General features: G+C 62.8%; 12 protein-coding genes. 8 read left to right on the forward strand and 4 right to left on the reverse strand.

The window, feature by feature from the left end:
* Positions 1-53: 53 nt before the first annotated feature.
* Positions 54-1064: a LysR substrate-binding domain-containing protein gene (locus MKZ40_RS12855; protein ID WP_175089590.1), complete on the reverse strand. Its 1011-nt coding sequence runs from the start codon at positions 1062-1064 to the stop codon at positions 54-56.
* A gap of 264 nt (positions 1065-1328) precedes the next feature.
* On the opposite strand from MKZ40_RS12855, the gene MKZ40_RS12860 reads away from it, so the two are divergent.
* The 6 genes from MKZ40_RS12860 (at position 1329) to MKZ40_RS12885 (ending at position 8360) form a co-directional block, all read left to right on the forward strand.
* Positions 1329-2711: an L-serine ammonia-lyase gene (locus MKZ40_RS12860; protein ID WP_175089589.1), complete on the forward strand. Its 1383-nt coding sequence runs from the start codon at positions 1329-1331 to the stop codon at positions 2709-2711.
* 607 nt (positions 2712-3318) lie between these two features.
* Entirely contained in the window at positions 3319-4152 is an 834-nt protein-coding gene (locus tag MKZ40_RS12865; RefSeq protein ID WP_052384708.1) for an ABC transporter ATP-binding protein, read from the forward strand.
* Positions 4149-4934: an ABC transporter ATP-binding protein gene (locus MKZ40_RS12870; RefSeq protein WP_175089588.1), complete on the forward strand. Its 786-nt coding sequence runs from the start codon at positions 4149-4151 to the stop codon at positions 4932-4934. The genes MKZ40_RS12865 and MKZ40_RS12870 overlap by 4 nt, the downstream gene beginning before the upstream one ends.
* A 246-nt stretch (positions 4935-5180) precedes the next feature.
* Positions 5181-6362: an ABC transporter substrate-binding protein gene (locus MKZ40_RS12875; protein WP_175089587.1), complete on the forward strand. Its 1182-nt coding sequence runs from the start codon at positions 5181-5183 to the stop codon at positions 6360-6362.
* Positions 6363-6469: 107 nt separating this feature from the next.
* Entirely contained in the window at positions 6470-7357 is an 888-nt protein-coding gene (locus MKZ40_RS12880) for a branched-chain amino acid ABC transporter permease (RefSeq protein WP_043334657.1), read from the forward strand.
* A 73-nt stretch (positions 7358-7430) separates the two neighbouring features.
* Positions 7431-8360 (forward strand): branched-chain amino acid ABC transporter permease, encoded by a 930-nt coding sequence (locus MKZ40_RS12885; RefSeq protein WP_217485862.1) that lies wholly within the window; start codon positions 7431-7433, stop codon positions 8358-8360.
* Between the two features lie 482 nt (positions 8361-8842).
* Here MKZ40_RS12885 and nirD read toward each other — a convergent pair whose 3' ends face one another.
* Genes nirD through MKZ40_RS12900 form a run of 3 tightly spaced genes read right to left on the reverse strand, consistent with a single transcriptional unit; the run spans position 8843 to position 13379 of the window.
* Positions 8843-9265, reverse strand: a complete 423-nt coding sequence (gene nirD / locus MKZ40_RS12890; RefSeq protein WP_217485860.1) for a nitrite reductase small subunit NirD — start codon at positions 9263-9265, stop codon at positions 8843-8845.
* A gap of 17 nt (positions 9266-9282) precedes the next feature.
* Positions 9283-11940 (reverse strand): nitrite reductase large subunit NirB, encoded by a 2658-nt coding sequence (gene nirB, locus MKZ40_RS12895; RefSeq protein WP_175089584.1) that lies wholly within the window; start codon positions 11938-11940, stop codon positions 9283-9285.
* Positions 11937-13379 carry an FAD-dependent oxidoreductase gene (locus MKZ40_RS12900; protein WP_175089583.1) on the reverse strand — a complete coding sequence of 481 codons (1443 nt, stop codon included), beginning with the start codon at positions 13377-13379 and terminating at the stop codon, positions 11937-11939. The genes nirB and MKZ40_RS12900 overlap by 4 nt, the downstream gene beginning before the upstream one ends.
* Positions 13380-14219: 840 nt before the next feature.
* Here MKZ40_RS12900 and MKZ40_RS12905 point away from each other — a divergent pair.
* Both MKZ40_RS12905 and cobA read left to right on the forward strand, forming a co-directional pair.
* Positions 14220-17084 (forward strand): nitrate reductase, encoded by a 2865-nt coding sequence (locus MKZ40_RS12905; RefSeq protein WP_175089582.1) that lies wholly within the window; start codon positions 14220-14222, stop codon positions 17082-17084.
* Positions 17053-18054, forward strand: a complete 1002-nt coding sequence (gene cobA, locus MKZ40_RS12910) for a uroporphyrinogen-III C-methyltransferase (protein WP_254627082.1) — start codon at positions 17053-17055, stop codon at positions 18052-18054. The genes MKZ40_RS12905 and cobA overlap by 32 nt, the downstream gene beginning before the upstream one ends.
* Positions 18055-18703: the final 649 nt, after the last annotated feature.

Raw genomic sequence — 18703 nt, forward strand, 5'->3', positions numbered from 1 at the left:
AAAACTGTGAGATTCCATTTCAGCATCGATGTTGCGCCGAGCGGAAATGTTTGTCAGCTCTGACGTAACCTATCACGCTCGGCTTCCTCGACGATCCAGTCATGCACGGCCTGGATTCGGCCGTCATCCAGGGTGCCGTGGGGATGGACGATGACGTAGCGCTTGCCGGTCAGCACTCGCTGCGCGAAGGGCGCGATCAGCGTGCCGCGCGACAGCTCGTCGGTGATCAGGGTGCGCCTTGCCATCGCGACCCCCATGCCGGCGATGGCAGCCTCCATCGACAGGTGGTTGCGGTTGAAGGTATAGCCACGCTGAACGTTGATCTCGGGCGCACCGATGCTGGCCAGATAGAATTCCCACTCGGCGTGATCGTGACTGCCGCGCCAGGCGGTGATGTCATGCAGCAGCGGATACCAGGCGAGGTCCTCTGCGCTGCGCAGCGGTGGGCGTCCGCGCATCAGGCCGGGATGGCAGACGGGGAAGATCTCCTCTTCCATCAGTTCGGTGACCTGCATGCCCGGGTAGTGACCGTCGTTGAGGTCGACCGCCAGCTCGAAGTCGCCCTCGCGCAGCGGCGAGTCACTGTCCTCGGCGCGCACGTGCAGCTCGATATCCGGAAAGCGCGCCTGCAGGCGAGGCAGCCGGGGCGCCAGCCATTTGGAGAGAAATGACGGCACCGAACGCAATCTGAGTACACCGCTCATCAAGCCGCTGCGCAGCCGTTTGACCTCCAGTCCCACCGCGCTATAGGACTGCTCCACCACGCGCGCCAGCCGCGCGCCTTCCCCTGTCAGCTCGAGTCCACGTGAACGACGCAGAAACAGCTTGAAGCCCAGCCGCTCTTCCAGCTGCTTGATCTGCTGGCTCACCGCGCCGGTGGTGACGTGCAGTTCTTCTGCCGCACGCGTGAAGGAGCCGTGACGCGCGGCGCAGGCGAATACCTGCAGCCAGGCATGGGTCTGACCATTCAGGTGGCGCAGGCTCGGTGTGGTGGCGGGTGTGCCGGTCACCGTCGGCGGCGCGGTGGGGCCAGTACCAGGCGTGTTGTCGAGGGAAGACGTCATGGGCGGGTCTCATGCAAGCGCTGGAGCCAGATAGTGAGGGAGAAGCCGCAATGGCCAGATGCAGATGGCGGTGGTAGCTAAAGGCATCAGGGCACAAGGTGGCGCGAAGAGCATAGTTTACGCCGTTTTTGATGCATAGGGTTTAGTCAGGCTAAACCCACGGCCAATTTTTATGGTTTGTCGCGTCCCGTCCCTATCCATCATCATTGCCTCATCCACTGGCAGGCGCTCAGGCGCGGCGAGTTTCCGAGATGAGGTGTTGTCATGTCCATCAGTGTATTTGATCTCTTCAAGGTCGGTGTCGGCCCCTCCAGCTCGCACACCGTCGGCCCGATGCGTGCTGCCGCGCAGTTCGTCGAGACCCTGCGCTCACGTGATCAGCTGGAGCGCGTGGCGCGCATCGAGGTGCAATTGCATGGTTCGCTGTCTGCCACCGGCGTAGGCCACGGCACCGACAAGGCGACCATCCTCGGCCTGATGGGCGAGCTGCCGGAAACGATCGACCCTGCGATCATCGACCCCTGCATCGAAGAGCTGCTGGAGTCCCAGACGCTGCTGCTCGACAACCGCATCGCGGTGCCCTTCGTGTGGGTACGTGACATGCAGTGGCACGATGCGCCGCTGCCGTATCACCCCAATGCCATGCGTCTGATCGCCTACGGCCATCGCGAAGAGCTTTATCGCAATGTCTATTACTCGGTGGGCGGTGGTTTCGTGGTCGACGAAGTCGAGGCCGCACGTGACCCGCTGCTGGAAGATGAAAGCCTGCGTCTGCCGTATGAATTCAACACCGCCAATGAACTGCTGGCGCTGTGCCGCATGCACAAGATGCGCATCAGCGAGCTGATGATGGCCAACGAATGTGCGCTGCGCAGCGAGACTCAGGTGCGTCGTGGGCTATGGCGCATCTGGGAAGTGATGAACGAGTGCATCGACAACGGCCTGACGCACGAAGGCGTGCTGCCCGGCGGTCTCAACGTCAAGCGCCGTGCCAAGCGTCTGCATGCGCGTCTGCTGGATGTGGAATCCAGCAAGTCGATCATCACCTCGACCTTCTCGGCGATGGACTGGGTCAACCTGTTCGCGCTGGCAGTCAATGAGGAGAACGCGGCCGGTGGTCGCATGGTGACGGCGCCGACCAATGGCGCGGCCGGCATCATTCCGGCGGTGCTCAGCTATTACATGAAATTCCAGGATGATGCTCGTGAGGAGGACGTGGTCGATTTCCTGCTCACGGCAGCCTCGGTGGGCATTCTGTGCAAGAAGAACGCCTCCATCTCCGGCGCGGAAGTCGGCTGTCAGGGCGAGGTGGGATCCGCCTGCGCCATGGCAGCCGCCGGGCTTGCCGAGCTGATGGGCGCGACGCCGGAGCAGGTCGAGAACGCGGCGGAAATCGGTCTCGAGCACAATCTGGGGCTGACCTGTGACCCGATCGGCGGCCTGGTGCAGATTCCCTGCATCGAGCGCAATGCGATTGCCTCGGTCAAGGCGATCAATGCCGCCCAGATGGCGATGTGTGGCGATGGCGATCACTTCGTCTCGCTGGACAAGGCGATCCGCACCATGCGCGACACCGGCCGTGACATGCAGGAAAAGTACAAGGAGACCTCCAAGGGCGGTCTCGCGGTCAACGCCATCGAATGCTGATTCGACCGGTCGCCACTCCAATATGAGCTGATATGACTTTCCGCCGGAGGCCTGCCGCCTCCGGCCAAACCCGTTGTCTTTTGTCAGGTACATGAACTCCGGCCAGAGGTCATGATCTCGGCAACCCTCGTTGACGCCTCTTCGGCGCGGTATTCCGCGACGGACAGGCGTCTTTTTTATGGCGGGAATTGCGCTCATCCCGACTGTTCGGCTCGGGCTGGTGGGGTATCTGCCGGCCTTGAGATGTCTCGGGATGGCTGCCTTGTAAAGAAGTCGCTGATATATCGGCTATTGGTCGAGTGAGCGCGCTTGCCGCTGGCAGCGCGCCTCTTGCTATTCTAGTTTACGTTAACGTCAGTTGTGCCGGTCGCAACGATGGAGCGTATCGAGGGCCTGTCAGTGCTGTCTGTTGATTGCGCCTGAGAACAGGGCCTGTGACCAGGGCCTGTGACCAGGGCCTGTGGACAGCGCCTCCTGTTGATACTGCGTGTCGATGACGAGCCGCGATGTTGTGGGCGGACGTTGCGGGCATCAGCGCTGACGAACAGCCCCCATGTCTCTTGGAAGACACAGACCACCGGCTTGCCGGTCAGGACGGAGTACTGACATGCCATCACCGCCCATTCAGGGGCCGCGTGCCAGCGGGGGCGCATCCGCGACAGCCCCGATTCTCGAGACGCGTGGCTTGAGCAAGGACTTTCGAGGCTTCACGGCCGTCGATGACGTCAATCTCCAGGTGCAGGAAGGGCATATCCATGCCCTGATCGGCCCCAATGGCGCCGGCAAGACGACAGTCTTCAATCTACTGACACGTTTTCTGCCGGCCACTCGCGGCGAGATTCTCTACCGCGGCAAATCCATCACCCGCATGAAGTCGCATGAGATCGCGCGCCTGGGGTTGGTGCGCTCCTTCCAGATATCGGCGGTGTTTTCCCAGATGACGGTGCTCGAGAACGTGCGGGTCGCGTTGCAACGCCCCCAGGGCACCTCGTTTCATTTCTGGAAGCCGGAACGCAGCCTCGACAGCCTGAACGAGCAGGCGCTGCACCTGCTGGAGCAGGTAGGGCTGCGCGATGACGCCCACCGCGTGACCGCCAGTCTGCCTTACGGTCGCAAGCGAGCGCTGGAGCTGGCGACCACGCTGGCGCTTGAGCCCACGCTGATGCTGTTGGACGAGCCGACCCAGGGCATGGGCGCCGAGGATGTGGACCGTGTGGTCGAGCTGATTCGTGTCGCGGCGCGGGGCCGTACGGTGCTGATGGTCGAGCACAATCTGAGCGTGGTCAGCCGTCTGTGCGATCGCATCAGCGTGCTGGCGCGCGGGCGGGTGCTGGCGGAGGGCGATTACGCCAGCGTGTCGGCCAACCCCGAGGTGCGTGAAGCGTATCTGGGCAGTGAAGCGCCCGAGTCCACGGCGGATGAGCACAAGGAGGTTTCATGACGGTGGTTATGGAGCAGGCGGTGGACAGGCAGGCCTCGGCGGCCGACTCGTCGCTGGGGGAAGAGCAGCTCTGCCTGCGCGAGCTGAACGCCTGGTATGGCGAGTCCCATGTGCTGCATGGCGTCAACATGACGGTGCGGCGCGGCGAGCTGGTGACCTTGCTGGGGCGCAACGGGGCCGGGCGCAGCAGCACGCTGCGCGCGATCATGAACATGGTTGGCCGGCGCAGCGGCGACATCCTCATCAAGGGGCAGGACAGCATGGGGCTGGCACCGCATCGCATCGCCCATCTCGGTGTCGGTTTCTGCCCAGAGGAGCGCGGCATCTTCGCCAGTCTGAGCGTCGAGGAGAATCTGCTGCTGCCACCGCTGGTCAAGAGCACAGGGCATGACCAGGCCCAGAGCCAGGTCATGTCGCTGGATGAGCTCTATGCCCTGTTTCCCAATCTGCATGAGCGGCGCACCAGTCAGGGCACGCGCCTCTCCGGTGGCGAGCAGCAGATGCTGGCGCTGGCGCGCATCCTGCGCACCGGAGCGGATCTGCTGCTGCTGGATGAGATCACCGAGGGGCTGGCGCCGGTCATCAACCAGAAGTTGGCCGAAGTGCTGGTGATGCTGAAGGCGCGTGGTATGACCATCGTGTTGGTGGAGCAGAATTTCCGCTTTGCCGCCCCGCTGGCCGACCGGCATTACCTGATGGAGCACGGCACCATTCTGGAAGAGATCAGCGCGGCTGAATTACCGGCCCGCCACGAATATCTGCACAAGGTACTGGGGGTCTGAACCCCCGCTCGGGATGAGCTGCACAGGGTCGGCCGCCATGCACGGCCTTTGCACTCGCCAAACTGAAGTCCGCACGTCTCACCACAACAATCACAATATTGCCGGGAAAACCGGTCTGGAGATGTCATGCACGCCACCGCTTCATGCAACGCCACCGTTTCATCCAGTGCCACCCCCGTCGCGTCACCGTTGTCCCGCCGCATCACGGCGGCTACACGCCGGCGCCTGTTGCCCCTGTCTGCGCTCATGATGGGGTCACTCCTGTTGGCGGGAATCGCGCAGGCCGATATCAGCGACGGCGTGATCAAGATCGGCTATCTGGCCGACATGTCAGGCACCTATCGTGATCTGGCCGGCCCGGGCGGCCTCGATGCACTCAAGATGGCGGTCGAGGACTTCGGCGGCAGCGTCAATGGCATGCCGATCGAGGTATTGAGTGCCGATGACCGCAACAGCGCCGATGTCGGTGCCAATACGGTGCGCGGCTGGATCGATCAGCAGAATGTCGACATGGTCGCAGGCCTGGTGGCCTCATCGGTGAGCATCGCGGTGACACGGATTCTCGCCGAACAGGACACGCTGGGAATCGTCTCCGGCTCGGCGGCTTCCAGCATCACCAATGAGCATTGCACGCCCAATCATGTCCACTGGGTGTACGACACCTATCCGCTGGCGCATGGCACGGCCAAGGCGATCGTCGATGAAGGTGGTGACAGCTGGTTCCTTTTGACCGCGGACTACGCCTTCGGTCATGCCCTGGAAGGCGATGTGGAAAAGGTGGTGAACGAGAACGGCGGCACCATCGTCGGCAAGGTACGTCATCCATTCCCGACCAGTGATTTCTCCTCCTACATCCTTCAGGCGCAGGGTTCCGGGGCCAAGATCGTCGGGCTGGCCAATGCCGGGTCGGACACCGTCAATGCGTTGACCACGGCGAGTCAGTTCGGCGTGGTGCAGGCTGGGCAATCGTTGGCGGGGCTGCTGATCTTCCTCAACGATGTGCATGCCCTGGGGCTTGAGGTGGCGCAGGGGCTGCAGCTCACCACCGGCTGGTACTGGGACCTCAATGACGAGACACGTGCCTGGTCCCAGCGCTATCACGAGCGCAATGAGCGCATGCCGACCATGGTGCAGGCCGGTATCTACTCCAGCACCCTGCATTACCTGAATGCGGTCGCGGCCACCGGTAGCGATGACACCGCCACCGTGCGCACCAGAATGGGCGAGACGCCGGTCAACGACATGTTCGCCAGCAACGGCACCATCCGTGCCGATGGGCGCATGGTGCACGACATGTATCTGGTCAAGGTCAAGGCGCCCTCCGAGTCTCAAGGCGAGTGGGATGTCTATGACGTGATCCGCACCATTCCCGGCGCTGAAGCCTACCGACCGCTGGCGGACAGCCAGTGCGAGCTGGTCAAGGGCTGAAGCCGAACACCAGTCGAGTCGCTGAGACGTATGGCATGGCGCTGCCGGTCGGATGATCGGCAGCGCCGAGCGGCTGACGCGAATGGGCGCTGAAAAGGAATGGGCGGATGACCATGATTTTTGGAATACCCCTGATGGTGCTGTTCGGTCAGCTGATGCTGGGGCTGATCAACGGTGCCTTCTATGCATTGCTGAGCCTTGGGCTGGCGGTGATCTTCGGTCTGTTGCGCATCATCAACTTCGCGCATGGTGCCCAGTACATGCTGGGCGCCTTCGCGGCGCTGCTGGGAGCGCAATATCTGGGGCTCAACTACTGGACGGCGCTGATCGTGGTGCCGCTGGTGGTGGGGGCCCTGGGCATCGTGGTCGAGCGTCTGCTGCTGCGGCGCATCCAGCATCTTGATCACCTCTATGGGCTGTTGCTGACCTTCGGGCTGGCGCTGATCTTCGAGGGCACGCTGGTGAATCTGTTCGGAGTCTCGGGGTCGAGCTATCCGATCCCCGAGGCGCTGAGTGGCGGCTTCAAGCTGAGCTTCATGTTCCTGCCCACCTACCGCGCCTGGGTGCTGGTGGCGGCGTTGGTGGTCTGCTTCGGAGTCTGGTTCCTGATCGAGCGCACGCGCCTTGGAGCCTATCTGCGCGCGGGAACCGAGAATCCCGAGCTGGTGCAGGCCTTCGGCATCAATGTGCCCTTGATGGTGTCGCTGACCTACGGGCTCGGCGTGGCGCTTGCCGCCTTCGCCGGCGTACTGGCCGCGCCCTTGTATCCCGTCTCGCCGACCATGGGCTCGAGCCTGCTGATCGTGGTGTTCGCGGTGGTGGTCATCGGCGGGATGGGCTCGATTCTCGGCGCCATTCTCACCGGGCTCGCGATGGGGCTGATCGAGGGGCTGACCAAGGTGTTCTATCCCGAGGCTGCCAATACCGTGATCTTCGTGGTGATGGTGATGGTGTTGATGCTTCGCCCTGCTGGGCTGTTCGGAAAGGAGGCCTGACATGGCCGTACTGCAACAGGATCACCAGGCCGCGCGTGCAGGCAGCGCGCCGCGCAGAATCACCCCGCTGGGCATGCTGTATCTCGTGCTGTTCCTGCTCGGGTTACTGGCACCCTGGGTCGCCTATCCCGTCTTTCTGATGAAGATTCTGTGCTTTGCGCTGTTCGCCAGCGCCTTCAATCTGCTGCTCGGCTTCGTGGGGCTGCTGTCCTTCGGGCATGCTGCCTTCCTGGCCACGGGCGCCTATATCACCGGCTTCTTGCTCGCGGAATACCCGGGCCTGAGTCCGGCGTTGGGCATCGTGGCCGGTACGCTCGGCGCGGTAGTGCTGGGGACGCTGTTCGGGGCGCTGGCCATCCGGCGGCAGGGCATCTACTTCGCGATGATCACGCTGGCCCTGGCCCAGATGATGTTCTTCTTCTTCATCCAGGCGCCGTTCACACATGGTGAAGATGGCCTGCATGGCGTGCCGCGCGGTGAGCTGTTCGGCATGTTCGATCTGGCGAACAATCACACCCTGTATTACTTCGTGTTCGCGATCTTCGTGGCGGCCTTTGCCCTGATCCGGCGCGTGGTGCATTCCCCCTTCGGTCAGGTGCTGAAGGCCATTCGCGAGAACGAGCCGCGCGCCATCTCGCTGGGCTATCACACCGATGCCTACAAGCTGGTGGCCTTCGTGCTGTCGGCGGGGCTGGCAGGCCTGGCGGGGGCGACCAAGACGCTGGTGTTCCAGCTCGCCTCGCTGGGTGATGCCAGCTGGCACATGTCGGGGGAGGTGATCCTGATGACATTGCTGGGCGGCGTCGGCACGCTGCTCGGGCCACTGGTGGGCTCCGGGCTGGTCATCGGGCTGCAGCATCAGTTGGCGCAATCCGCGCTGGGGGATTGGGTCAGCGTGATTCTGGGCGCCATCTTCGTGGTCTGCGTGCTCAGCTTCCGCAGCGGCATCATCGGAGAATGTCAGCGCTGGATCGCACGTCGTCAGCAGCGGGAAGAAAAATGAGCGGCGAGGGGCAAGAAGGAAAAGCGAGAAGCACGAAGGGAGATCAGCAAGACAGAGTGAGTGGCCCATCGTGCTTTGAAGCAAAGAAATCAATGGCTTGTCGCTGTCTGCTGGCATAAAAAAAGTCCACCCCAGATAGGGTGGACTTAAATGCCATTGTATATCGAGGGGGATACGCCGGTCCCGGATCCTCGACTCAGCAATGAGCACGCCATGCGAGATAGCCGCCATTTGCCATCTCGCTGTATAGATTGCATGCCCGATGCCAGCTTTACAGTATCCTCAGTAAAAACAATGGCTTGAGATATTGATGCCTCTTTGTGAGCTGCCAGCTGTCGGTCAGATGACTCGAGGCGTGCGCGCTGCTGGGCGATTCATGGTGCGTTGCAGCATGGTTGTGCACCAAATATGTGCCGTTTTTCGAGCATATGCGTACGTCATCAATCACTTATGTGGCTTGCAGATGTGGTTTGCGGGTGTGGCTAGCAGGCATCGTCTGTCCGCTGGCACTGTATCTGTACCTCGCCGCCTGCCAGACGCACAGGCCACACCGTCAAGGCAAGAGTGTCTTCGTCCAGGCATTGGCCATCACTGAGTCGATAGCGCTGCTTGTAGAGTGGCGAGATCACCAGTGGCTCTCCGGCGTGATCGCCCAGCAGGCCGCGGGCAATCACGTTGGCGCCTGACACCGGATCATGATGGTCGATGGCGAACAGCGTGAGGTCATCGCTATCGGCTATGGCCGGCAGCGTGAACAGGGCGATCTGGCAGGCCTGGCCGTCCGCCTCAAGCCAGGCGGCGACGCCGGAGCCCGGTACCAGGTCCTCGCGCTGGCAGAGTGTCACCCAGCGACGGGATGATGTCGCCGTGGCGGAGTGGTGGGGCGATGCAGTATTCCGTGTCATGGCAAGTTCAGGCGATGTCATGAGCGTACCTCCGTGGCCAGATGGATCGTTGACTGAGGCTGATGTTCTGCCACTGATTCGCATGCGCCACCGTCGCTGATGATCAGATTGTCACTGGCCAGTTCATCGCGGCTGGCGGGGCGGATCTGGTCGCGTTCGACGATGTTGACCACGGCCGGGTCGGGGCGCTGGTCATTGACGTAATTGCGGAAGCGTTTGAGTTTCTCGGGGCTCTTGAGGGCATTGGCCCATTCGCACTCGTAGCGGTCCACCACCTGCTGCATCTGCTCTTCCAGGGTTTCGCCGAGCCCCAGACTGTCCTCGAGAATCACCTCTTTCAGATAGTCGAGGCCGCCTTCGAGGCCCTCGCGCCAGACGGAGGTGCGCTGCAGGCGGTCGGCGGTGCGGATGTAGAACATCAGGAAGCGGTCGATGGTGCGGATCAGGCTCTCGTCGTCCAGGTCGGTCGCGAACAGCTCGGCATGACGCGGGCGCATGCCGCCGTTGCCGCAGACGTAGAGGTTCCAGCCGTTCTCGGTGGCGATCACACCGACATCCTTGCTCTGGGCCTCGGCGCACTCACGGGTACAGCCGGAGACGGCGAACTTGAGCTTGTGCGGGGAACGCAGGCCCTTGTAGCGGTCTTCCAGCGTCAGCGCCATCGCCATGCTGTCCTGCACGCCATAGCGACACCAGGTGCTGCCGATACAGGATTTCACCGTGCGGGTGGACTTGCCGTAGGCGTGGCCGGTCTCGAAGCCGGCGGCGATCAGCTCGCTCCAGATTTCCGGCAATTCATGCAGCTGGGCTCCGAAGAGGTCGATGCGCTGGCCGCCGGTGATCTTGGTATAGAGGTTGTAGCGCTTGCCGATCTCGCCGATGGCGATCAGCTTGTCCGGCGTGATCTCGCCGCCGGGGATGCGCGGCACCACGGAATAGGTGCCGTTCTTCTGCATGTTGGCCATGAAGGTGTCATTGGTGTCCTGCAGCGGAATGTGCGAGGACTCGGTGATCGGCGCGTTCCAGCACGAGGCCAGAATCGAGCCCACCGCCGGCTTGCAGACCTCGCAGCCCAGAGCATCGGGATGGCGTCCGTGGCTGGCCATCAGCTCGGCGAAGGTCTCGATGCCTTCGACGCGCACCAGCGAGTAGAGCTCCTGACGCGTGTGGGCGAAGTGCTCGCACATTGAGCGGTCGACCTCGACGCCACGACTTTCCAGCTCGGCGTCCACCACCTTCTTGAGCAGCGCCGCACAGCCCCCGCAGCCGGTGCTGGCCCTGGTGCAGGCCTTGATGGCGCCCAGATCACTGTTGCCGTCATCGATGGCGCTGCAGACATCGCCCTTGGAGACGTTGTGGCAGGAACACAGAGTGGCGCTATCGGGCAGGGCATCCGCGCCCAGCGTGATGGCCTCGCCACTGGCATCCGGCAGGATGAGTGCCGCCGGGTCCTTGGGCGCCGCAATGCCATTGGTGACGTACTGCAGCAGGGTGTCGTAGCGCGAGTTGTCGCCGATCAGTACCGCGCCCAGCACCTGCTTGCGGTCCTGCGAGACGATCAGGCGGCGATAGACGCCATCGGCCTCGTCACAGTAGCGATAGCTGATCGCGCCCTCGCTCTTGCCGTGGGCGTCACCGATGGAGCCGACATCCACGCCCAGCAGCTTGAGCTTGGTGGACATGTCGGCACCCTGGAAGCGGAAGCGCTCCTGCGCATCGCTTGTGGCATCGCCAGCGCTGGCGGCCAGCAGGGACGCCACGCCGCGGGCCATCTGATAGCCCGGCGCGACCAGCCCGAAGATGCGTGATTGCCACAGGGCGCACTCGCCGATGGCGAAGATTTCCGGGTCCGAGGTGCGGCATTCGTCATCGATGATGATGCCGCCGCGCTCGCCGATCTCGAGGCTGGCGCTGCGTGCCAGCGCATCCTGAGGACGGATGCCGGCGGAGAACACGATCAGGTCGGTCTCCAGGTATTCGCCATCGGAGAAGTTCATCCGCCACTGATGGTGCTCGCCGGGCACGATGTCGGTGGTGGCGCGATTGAGGTGCACCCCCACGCCCAGCGCAGTGATGTGTTGCTTGAGTGCAAGGCCGCCATCCTCATCCAGCTGGACCGGCATCAGGCGTGGCGCGAATTCGACGACATGCGCTTCCAGGCCGAGTGACTTGAGGGCATTGGCGGCCTCAAGTCCCAGCAGGCCACCGCCGACCACCACGCCACGTGTCTTGCTGTCGGCAGCGGCGCGAATCTGATCAAGATCCTCCAGGGTGCGGTAGACCAGACGATTGCTGGCGGCAGCCTCGCTTCCCGGCTCACCGAGGCCCTGGATGGGCGGCACGAAGGGGGTCGAGCCGGTCGCCAGTACCAGGCTGTCATAGGGATAGCGCCCGCGCGGAGTGATGACATGGCCACCATCGCGATCGATCGCCGTGACGCATTCGTCCAGATGAAGCGTGATACCGGCGCTGGCGTAATCCTCGACGCTACCGAGCGCGAGAGATTCGGCATCACGCCCGGTGAAATACTCCGAGAGGTGCACGCGGTCGTAGGCGATATGGCGTTCTTCGCCGAAGACATGAATCTGGTAGTGCGCGGTGGCACCCAGTGCGATCAGCTGTTCGACGCAGTGATGGCCAACCATGCCATTGCCGATGATGATCAGGTGTTTCATGCGGCCTCCTCGAAGGTGTCAGGGGTGTTGTCGGTCTTGTTCGTGGTGTTGGTCTTGTTGGTCTTGTCGGTCTTGTCAGAAGTGTCTTGAGTGCCCGGCTTGCCACCGGGGTCATCAGGCGCCGTCGGCGGGCCGTCCTGGGTCAGACGTGCGAGGGCTTCTGCCGGCATCAGCAGGAGGTCTTCGCGAATCCTGGTCAGTGGTGTGCCGGCCTTGAGCGCTTCGAACAGGGCATTGCCGGCACTGACGTCGCCGTAGAGCACTACACCGACCAGACGCTCCTCGCGCAGCAGCAGTCGGCGGTAGTCGCCCAGGGCGTGGTCCTGATAGACCAGCACCTCGTCATTCGTCTGTGGGGCAAGCTCGCCGCAGCTATAGAGGTCGATGCCGCTGATCTTGAGGCGCGTCGCCAGTGGCGCATTGCGATAGGGTGGAGTCGGTTGCGCGAGAAGCTGGCGGGCGAGCACTTCGGTCTGCGCCCAGATGGGCTCGATCAGGCCGAAGGTCTCGCCATCCACCTCACAGCATTCGCCCAACGCATGAATGTGCGGATCGCTCGTGAGCAGGTGGCCATCGACCTGGATGGCGCGCTGACAGGTCAGCCCTGCAGCACGCGCAAGCTCGATTTCGGGACGAATGCCGGTGGCGGCGATGGTCAGTCCGGCGTGCAGTTCGCGGCCATCCTTGAGGCGCACGCCGGTGATGCGGCCCGCCGGGGTCTCGAGCCACTCTTCGAGATACGCGCCAGTAATGATGTCGAGGCCACGCTCGCGAAGTTCCTGCTCCAGCAGTCCGGCCGCGACCTCATCCAGCTGACGGTTCATCAGGCGCTTGCTGCGTTGCAGCAGCGTCACCTCAAGGCCACCCTTGCGCAGGCCCTCGGCGGCCTCGAGCCCGAGCAGCCCGCCACCGATGACCAGTGCGCCAGCGCCCCCCTGCCGTCCGGCAAGGCAGGCGGCCTGCATCTGCTCGACATCCTTCAGATCGCGAAAGCCCATCAGCCCCGGCGGCCAGTCATTGGCGTACGACGCCTCTGGCAGGTGAGCTGGTAGCGGCAGAGGCAGCGCCGGGCGTGAGCCGGTCGCGATCACCAGCCGCTGATAGGGAATGCGGCCACCGCTGGCGGTCTCGACACAGCGAGCGGCGCGATCGATCTGGCTGACGGGGTCGCCGCTGATCCGTGTGATGCCATGCTGCGAGAACCAGTCGGCCTGCTGGCTGATCAGGCCTTCGGTTTGTGTCTCGCCCGCCAATAGCGGCGAGAGCTGAATGCGGTTGTAGGGGAGGTGGGGCTCCTCGCCGATCACCGTGGTCGGCCAGGGCAGCTGCTGATCAGGGCTCAGCGAGACCAGCTGCTCCAAAAGCTTCTGCGCCGCCATGCCGTGGCCGATGATGACCAGTGCTGGCGTAGGCTCGCGGGTGGTAGATGACGGATGCATTCTGCCTCCTTGCGCTGACGTTCTGGACGCATAAAAAAAGCGCCTGCTTGGCGCCGTGATGATCACGACGTCAAGCAGGCGCCTTTGCCTGGAAGATGAGGGCTAAGCATTGGATAGCGAGTTGCAGCATCAGGCGGCGATGTCACTGTCACCCGCAACTGCGGCAGGTCTGGCGGACCGTCGGCTGCGGCATGCCACTCATCGGAGTGAGCGCTGCGAGACCTGCGATTCGGGGTCGTCATTGACCCAACCTGCCGACACTCAGGCGAATTCGGTGCCGCTCCAGAGAAAGTCGCTATTTTTCATTCACTTGCAGTTGCAGATGCTCGAGGCACTGTCCTGACATGGTAGAGCCGGTCACGGTTGGGGGAGACATCAAGGCAGGGATTGGTGCAGTTGCATGCGCTGATGCACATGGCTGGTGCGTCAGCGATGCCTGGCGCTGGCCGACTTGCGCTGTTCGCCTCCTGGTTCGGTAGCTTATGGCGACCAAGTGATTGTTATTTATGGTGATTGATCAGGGTTGGTCTGTTAAGTGCGTCTGTCAGGTCATTGGTGTGATACCTGATTGAGGGTTCGCGACTCCGCAAGCTTCACTGTTGCGAGCCCCGCGAACCGGCCAACGGCGGCTCTTCAATCATGCACGTCATGTCGACGTCTCGAAGACGAGATTGCGCACCCATCGGCATGACGAGGCCGTATCCACCGTTAGTTTCCATTGTCAGCCTGCAGGGCAGACCTGGACTGACCACGACAGGCAAAGGCGCCTGATGACCGCACATTACGTGGCGGGTCATCAGGCGCCTTTTTTCATGCTTACTGCACCAGGGAGTGATGTCGATGCAGGCCAGCAAGCCCCAGAGCACAAGTGAGTCTTCCCCCAGCAGCGCCTCGACGACCTGCCCGTATTGCGGTGTCGGGTGTGGCGTGTCACTTGAACTGGAAACCCGGGAGCAGGCAGGCGGTGAGCTCAAGCGCAGGGTCGTCGCCGTCAGCGGCGACAACGACCATCCGGCCAATTATGGGCGTCTGTGCGTCAAGGGGGCTGCGCTTGCCGAGACGCTGTCACTCAGCGGCCGTCTGACGCAGCCTCAGATACGCGATGCCGCTGGTGTGCTGCGAGAGGTGAGCTGGGATACGGCGCTGGATCTGATCGCTGCTCGCTTCGATGAGCTGCGCAGTACCCATGGTGGGGACAGCATCGCCGCCTATCTGTCAGGACAGCTGTTGACCGAGGACTATTACCTTGCCAACAAGCTGTTCAAGGGCTTCATCGGCACACCGCACCTGGATACCAATTCGCGGCTGTGCATGGCCTCGGCGGTCGTGGCGCACAAGCGTGCCTTCGGAGCAGACGCCGTGCCTTGCAGCTATGAGGATCTCGAGCGTGCCGAACTGGTGGTGCTGGTCGGCAGCAATCTGGCATGGAACCACCCGGTGCTGTTCCAGCGTCTCAAGCAGGCACGTATCGACAATCCGCTGCTGCGTATCGTGGTGATCGACCCGCGGCTGACCGACAGCTGCGAGATCGCGGACCTGTATCTGGGTATTCGCCCCGGCAGCGACGCGCGCCTCTTCAATGGCTTGCTGGCCTATATGGCTGAGCGCGGACGTACCGACCGCCTCTATCTGGAGGCCCACACCCAGGGGTTCGATGCGGCGCTCAAGCAGGCGAAGCGTGACGACTGCTCGCTTTCCGCGATTGCGCGGGATTGCGATATCGATGTGGAGCGTCTCGAGACCTTCTATTACTGGTTCGCCACCCAGCTGCACGTGGTCACGCTGTTCTCCCAGGGCGTGAATCAATCGACCAGTGGCACTGACAAGGGCAATGCGATCATCAATTGCCATCTGGCGGGTGGCAAGATCGGGCTGCCGGGCGCGGGGCCGTTCTCCATCACCGGGCAGCCCAATGCGATGGGCGGTCGCGAAGTCGGTGGTCTGGCGAACCAGTTGGCGGCACATATGGATTACGACACGCCGGGCGCGCGGGCGCTGGTCAGCGAGTTCTGGCAGGCGCCGAATCTACCCGAGGGGCCTGGTCACAAGGCCGTCGAGCTGTTCGCGGCGGTGGGGCGCGGCGAGATTAGGGCACTGTGGATCATGGCGACCAACCCGGCGGTGAGTCTGCCGGATAGTGCACGAGTGCGTGCGGCACTGGCGGCCTGCCCGCTGGTGATCGTCTCCGAGTGCATGGCCGACAGTGACACCCTGGCCTACGCCGACGTGGTGCTGCCGGCCAGCAGCTGGAGCGAGAAGGATGGCACCGTCACCAATTCCGAGCGTTGCATCTCGCGTCAGCGTGGCCTGCTGACTCCGCCGGGCGATGCGCGTCATGACTGGTGGCAGCTGGCGGAGGTCGGCAAGCGCATGGGCTATCAGGAGGCTTTCGACTACTCGGGGCCCCACGCGATCTTCCGTGAACACGCTCGCCTCTCGGGGTTTCGCAATGCTGCGCCGCATCTCAAGGCCGGTCGCAGGCCATCGGCGATACCCTCGGTCAAGCGGCTGTTCAACATCGCGCCGCTGGCGGAGCTGGATCGCGCGGGCTACGACGCGCTCAAGCCGATCCAGTGGCCGGTGCGCCGCGGGAGCAAGGGCGAGCTGACCGGCACGCCACGCCTGTTCGAGGATGCCACCTTCAACACCCCAAATGGGCGCGCACGCCTCGTACCCGTGGCACCGCAATTGCCGCAACAGACGCTGAGCGATGCGGCGCCGCTGCGTCTCAATACCGGACGTATACGTGATCAGTGGCACACCATGACGCGCACCGCGCGCAGTGCTCGCCTGATGAATCACCGGGCCGAGCCTTTCGTGGAGCTTCATCCGCAGGATGCGGCGGCTCGTGATTTGCAGGATGGCGGTCTCGCGCAACTCAAGGGGCGTGATGAGCAGGGCGGGCTACGTGGGGATTATCGGGCTCGCGTGCGCATCAGCAGTGGTCAGCGACGCGGGGAGGTGTTCATTCCGATGCACTGGAGTGACCACTTCGCGAGTCATGCCCGGGCCGGTGCGCTGCTGGCGGGTTTTGTCGATCCCTTCTCCGGTCAGCCGGAATCCAAGCATGGCGCGGTCGAGGTCGCGCCATTGCCGTGCGAGTGGCAGGCCACTCTGTTGATCGCCCCCGCCATCCTGGCCGGGCGTGAGGACCTGGCGGATGCCGTGGCCCAGCTCGATGGGCGCTACTGGGCACGTATTCCGCAATCGGCATTGGTGCGCTACCAGCTGGCGGGTCAGGGGCAGCCGGATTGGCAGCATTGGTGCGAAGGCCATCTGGGTGTCCCGGCGGGGCTCTGGGCACAGGACGCCGCTCAGGGAGGCATCAGCGCAGCGGGCTTTCGTGATGGGCGCCTTGTCTGGTGGCTGAAGGTGATGCCGGGTGACGCACACCTCGATCGCCAACCCAATATCGCCTGGCTGGGCGAATGCTTCGCATCAGAGCAGCTCTCCGCGCATGAGCGGCGCAGCCTGCTGGCCGGCCGTCTCTCCGGGCAGGCGGACGTCGGGGCGATGATCTGCGCCTGCCATCAGGTCGGCGAGCTGACCATTCGTCAGGCCATCCAGTCCGGTGACGGTTCCGTGGAAGCACTGGGCGCGCGACTGGCCTGCGGCACTCGCTGCGGTTCCTGCCTGCCTGAACTCAAACGTCTTGTGGAAGAGGAGCGATCCGATGAGCGGACTGATTCGTTGGAAATGGCGTGACCTGATGTCGGTATCCAGCAGTGCAGAGTCTTTCGGGATTCTCATGGCACGGCTGACCGACGGCCTGATGTCGCGGCGCGAGTGGCGTGGAGGGAATCAGCATGCGCCGACGCGCAGCGATGCCAACGGGATTTCTCCCGCCTGGGAGGCGTTTCTTCCGGGGCAGGTCGCGCTGGTGGGCGCGGGGCCGGGGGACCCGGACCTGATGACGCTCAAGGCATGGCGAATGCTGAATGCTGCGGATGCGGTGGTCTATGACCGTCTGGTCGGCGGTGAGATTCTCGCTCAGCTGCCGGTTCACTGTGAGCGCTACTACGTCGGCAAGGCCTGCGGCAATCATAGTGTGCCGCAGGATGAGATCGGCGCGCTGATGGTGCGTCTGGCGGGGGAGGGCATGCGGGTCGTGCGCCTCAAGGGTGGTGATCCCGGTGTCTTCGGACGCATGGGGGAAGAGCTCGCGGCTCTCGATGATGCCGCCATCACGCGTCATATCGTGCCAGGCATTACCGCGGCTTCCGGTGCGGCTGCTGCCCTGGGGATGCCATTGACGGACAGGGCGCATGCGCAGCGTCTGCGTTTCGTGACCGCTCAGCTCTGCAGCAAGAGCGAGCAGCCTGAATGGCAGCAGCTGGCGCGTCGCGATGAAACGCTTCTCTTCTACATGGGGCTCAATCGTCTCGAGGTGATCTGCGATGAGTTGCAGCGTCATGGACTGCCGGCGGACTGGCCGATGATGCTGGTCGCCAATGCCAGCCTTCCCGAGCAGCAGACCCTGCATGGCTCGCTCGGCAATATGGTGAGTCGTCTGGCCGAGCATCCATTGCCGACACCGTGTCTGATCATCGTGGGCAGTGTCTGCCAGATGGCGGCGGGGAGAGAGAGTGCAATGGCCGATGCTATCGCACATGCAGCGACTCACATGTCTTGCAGGGTCCCTGTAGAAGAGAAGCATATTGAGAGGGTTGCATAGTGGAGGGCGTTTGATGGGACAGTGCTGACAGCGTTTGTCGAGGAAGTGGCTATATAGTGGACTCTCGTGTGATGTCTTTCGAGATGCCGTCCTGATGGTGCTAGAGAAACGCATGGACTCGCTTTGCACTCTTTTGGGCATTACTGCCAAAAAGCCCTTGCCCTCACGACAGTTCGTGCGTAAAGTACGCATCCGCTGCCGGGGACGCATGGCGTTACCAGCGGTGAAAGAGGTTTGCAGGTGATTGTTTTGCTGGATGTTTTTGAAGCCCGCTTCGAAAATCATCGATTGACAATCCCGGGCGATTCGCTAGAATACGCCGCATTCCTTACGGGACAGGTGATCGGGCAACGCTCCTCACCGCTTGATGATGCTTAGAGGCAGTCGACTGACTCATTATCAAGTGCTTGACTTCTCAAGCGTTCCGGGTAAAATATGCCTCCTCGCTTCACAGCGACGCTCTTTAAAAATTTGATCAGGTAATTCGTGTGAGCGCTTGCCGATGAGTGGTGACAAGGTCACCAAATATCGGAGCAAGCCTCTCACGAGAAGTTTGACTCTGAACCAAGTTTGGTCTGCTTAACAGACTATCAAGCTTTCAACTGAAGAGTTTGATCATGGCTCAGATTGAACGCTGGCGGCAGGCTTA

This window comes from Cobetia sp. BMC6 (assembly GCF_029991385.1).
In the GTDB taxonomy this organism is placed as follows: Bacteria; Pseudomonadota; Gammaproteobacteria; order Pseudomonadales; family Halomonadaceae; genus Cobetia.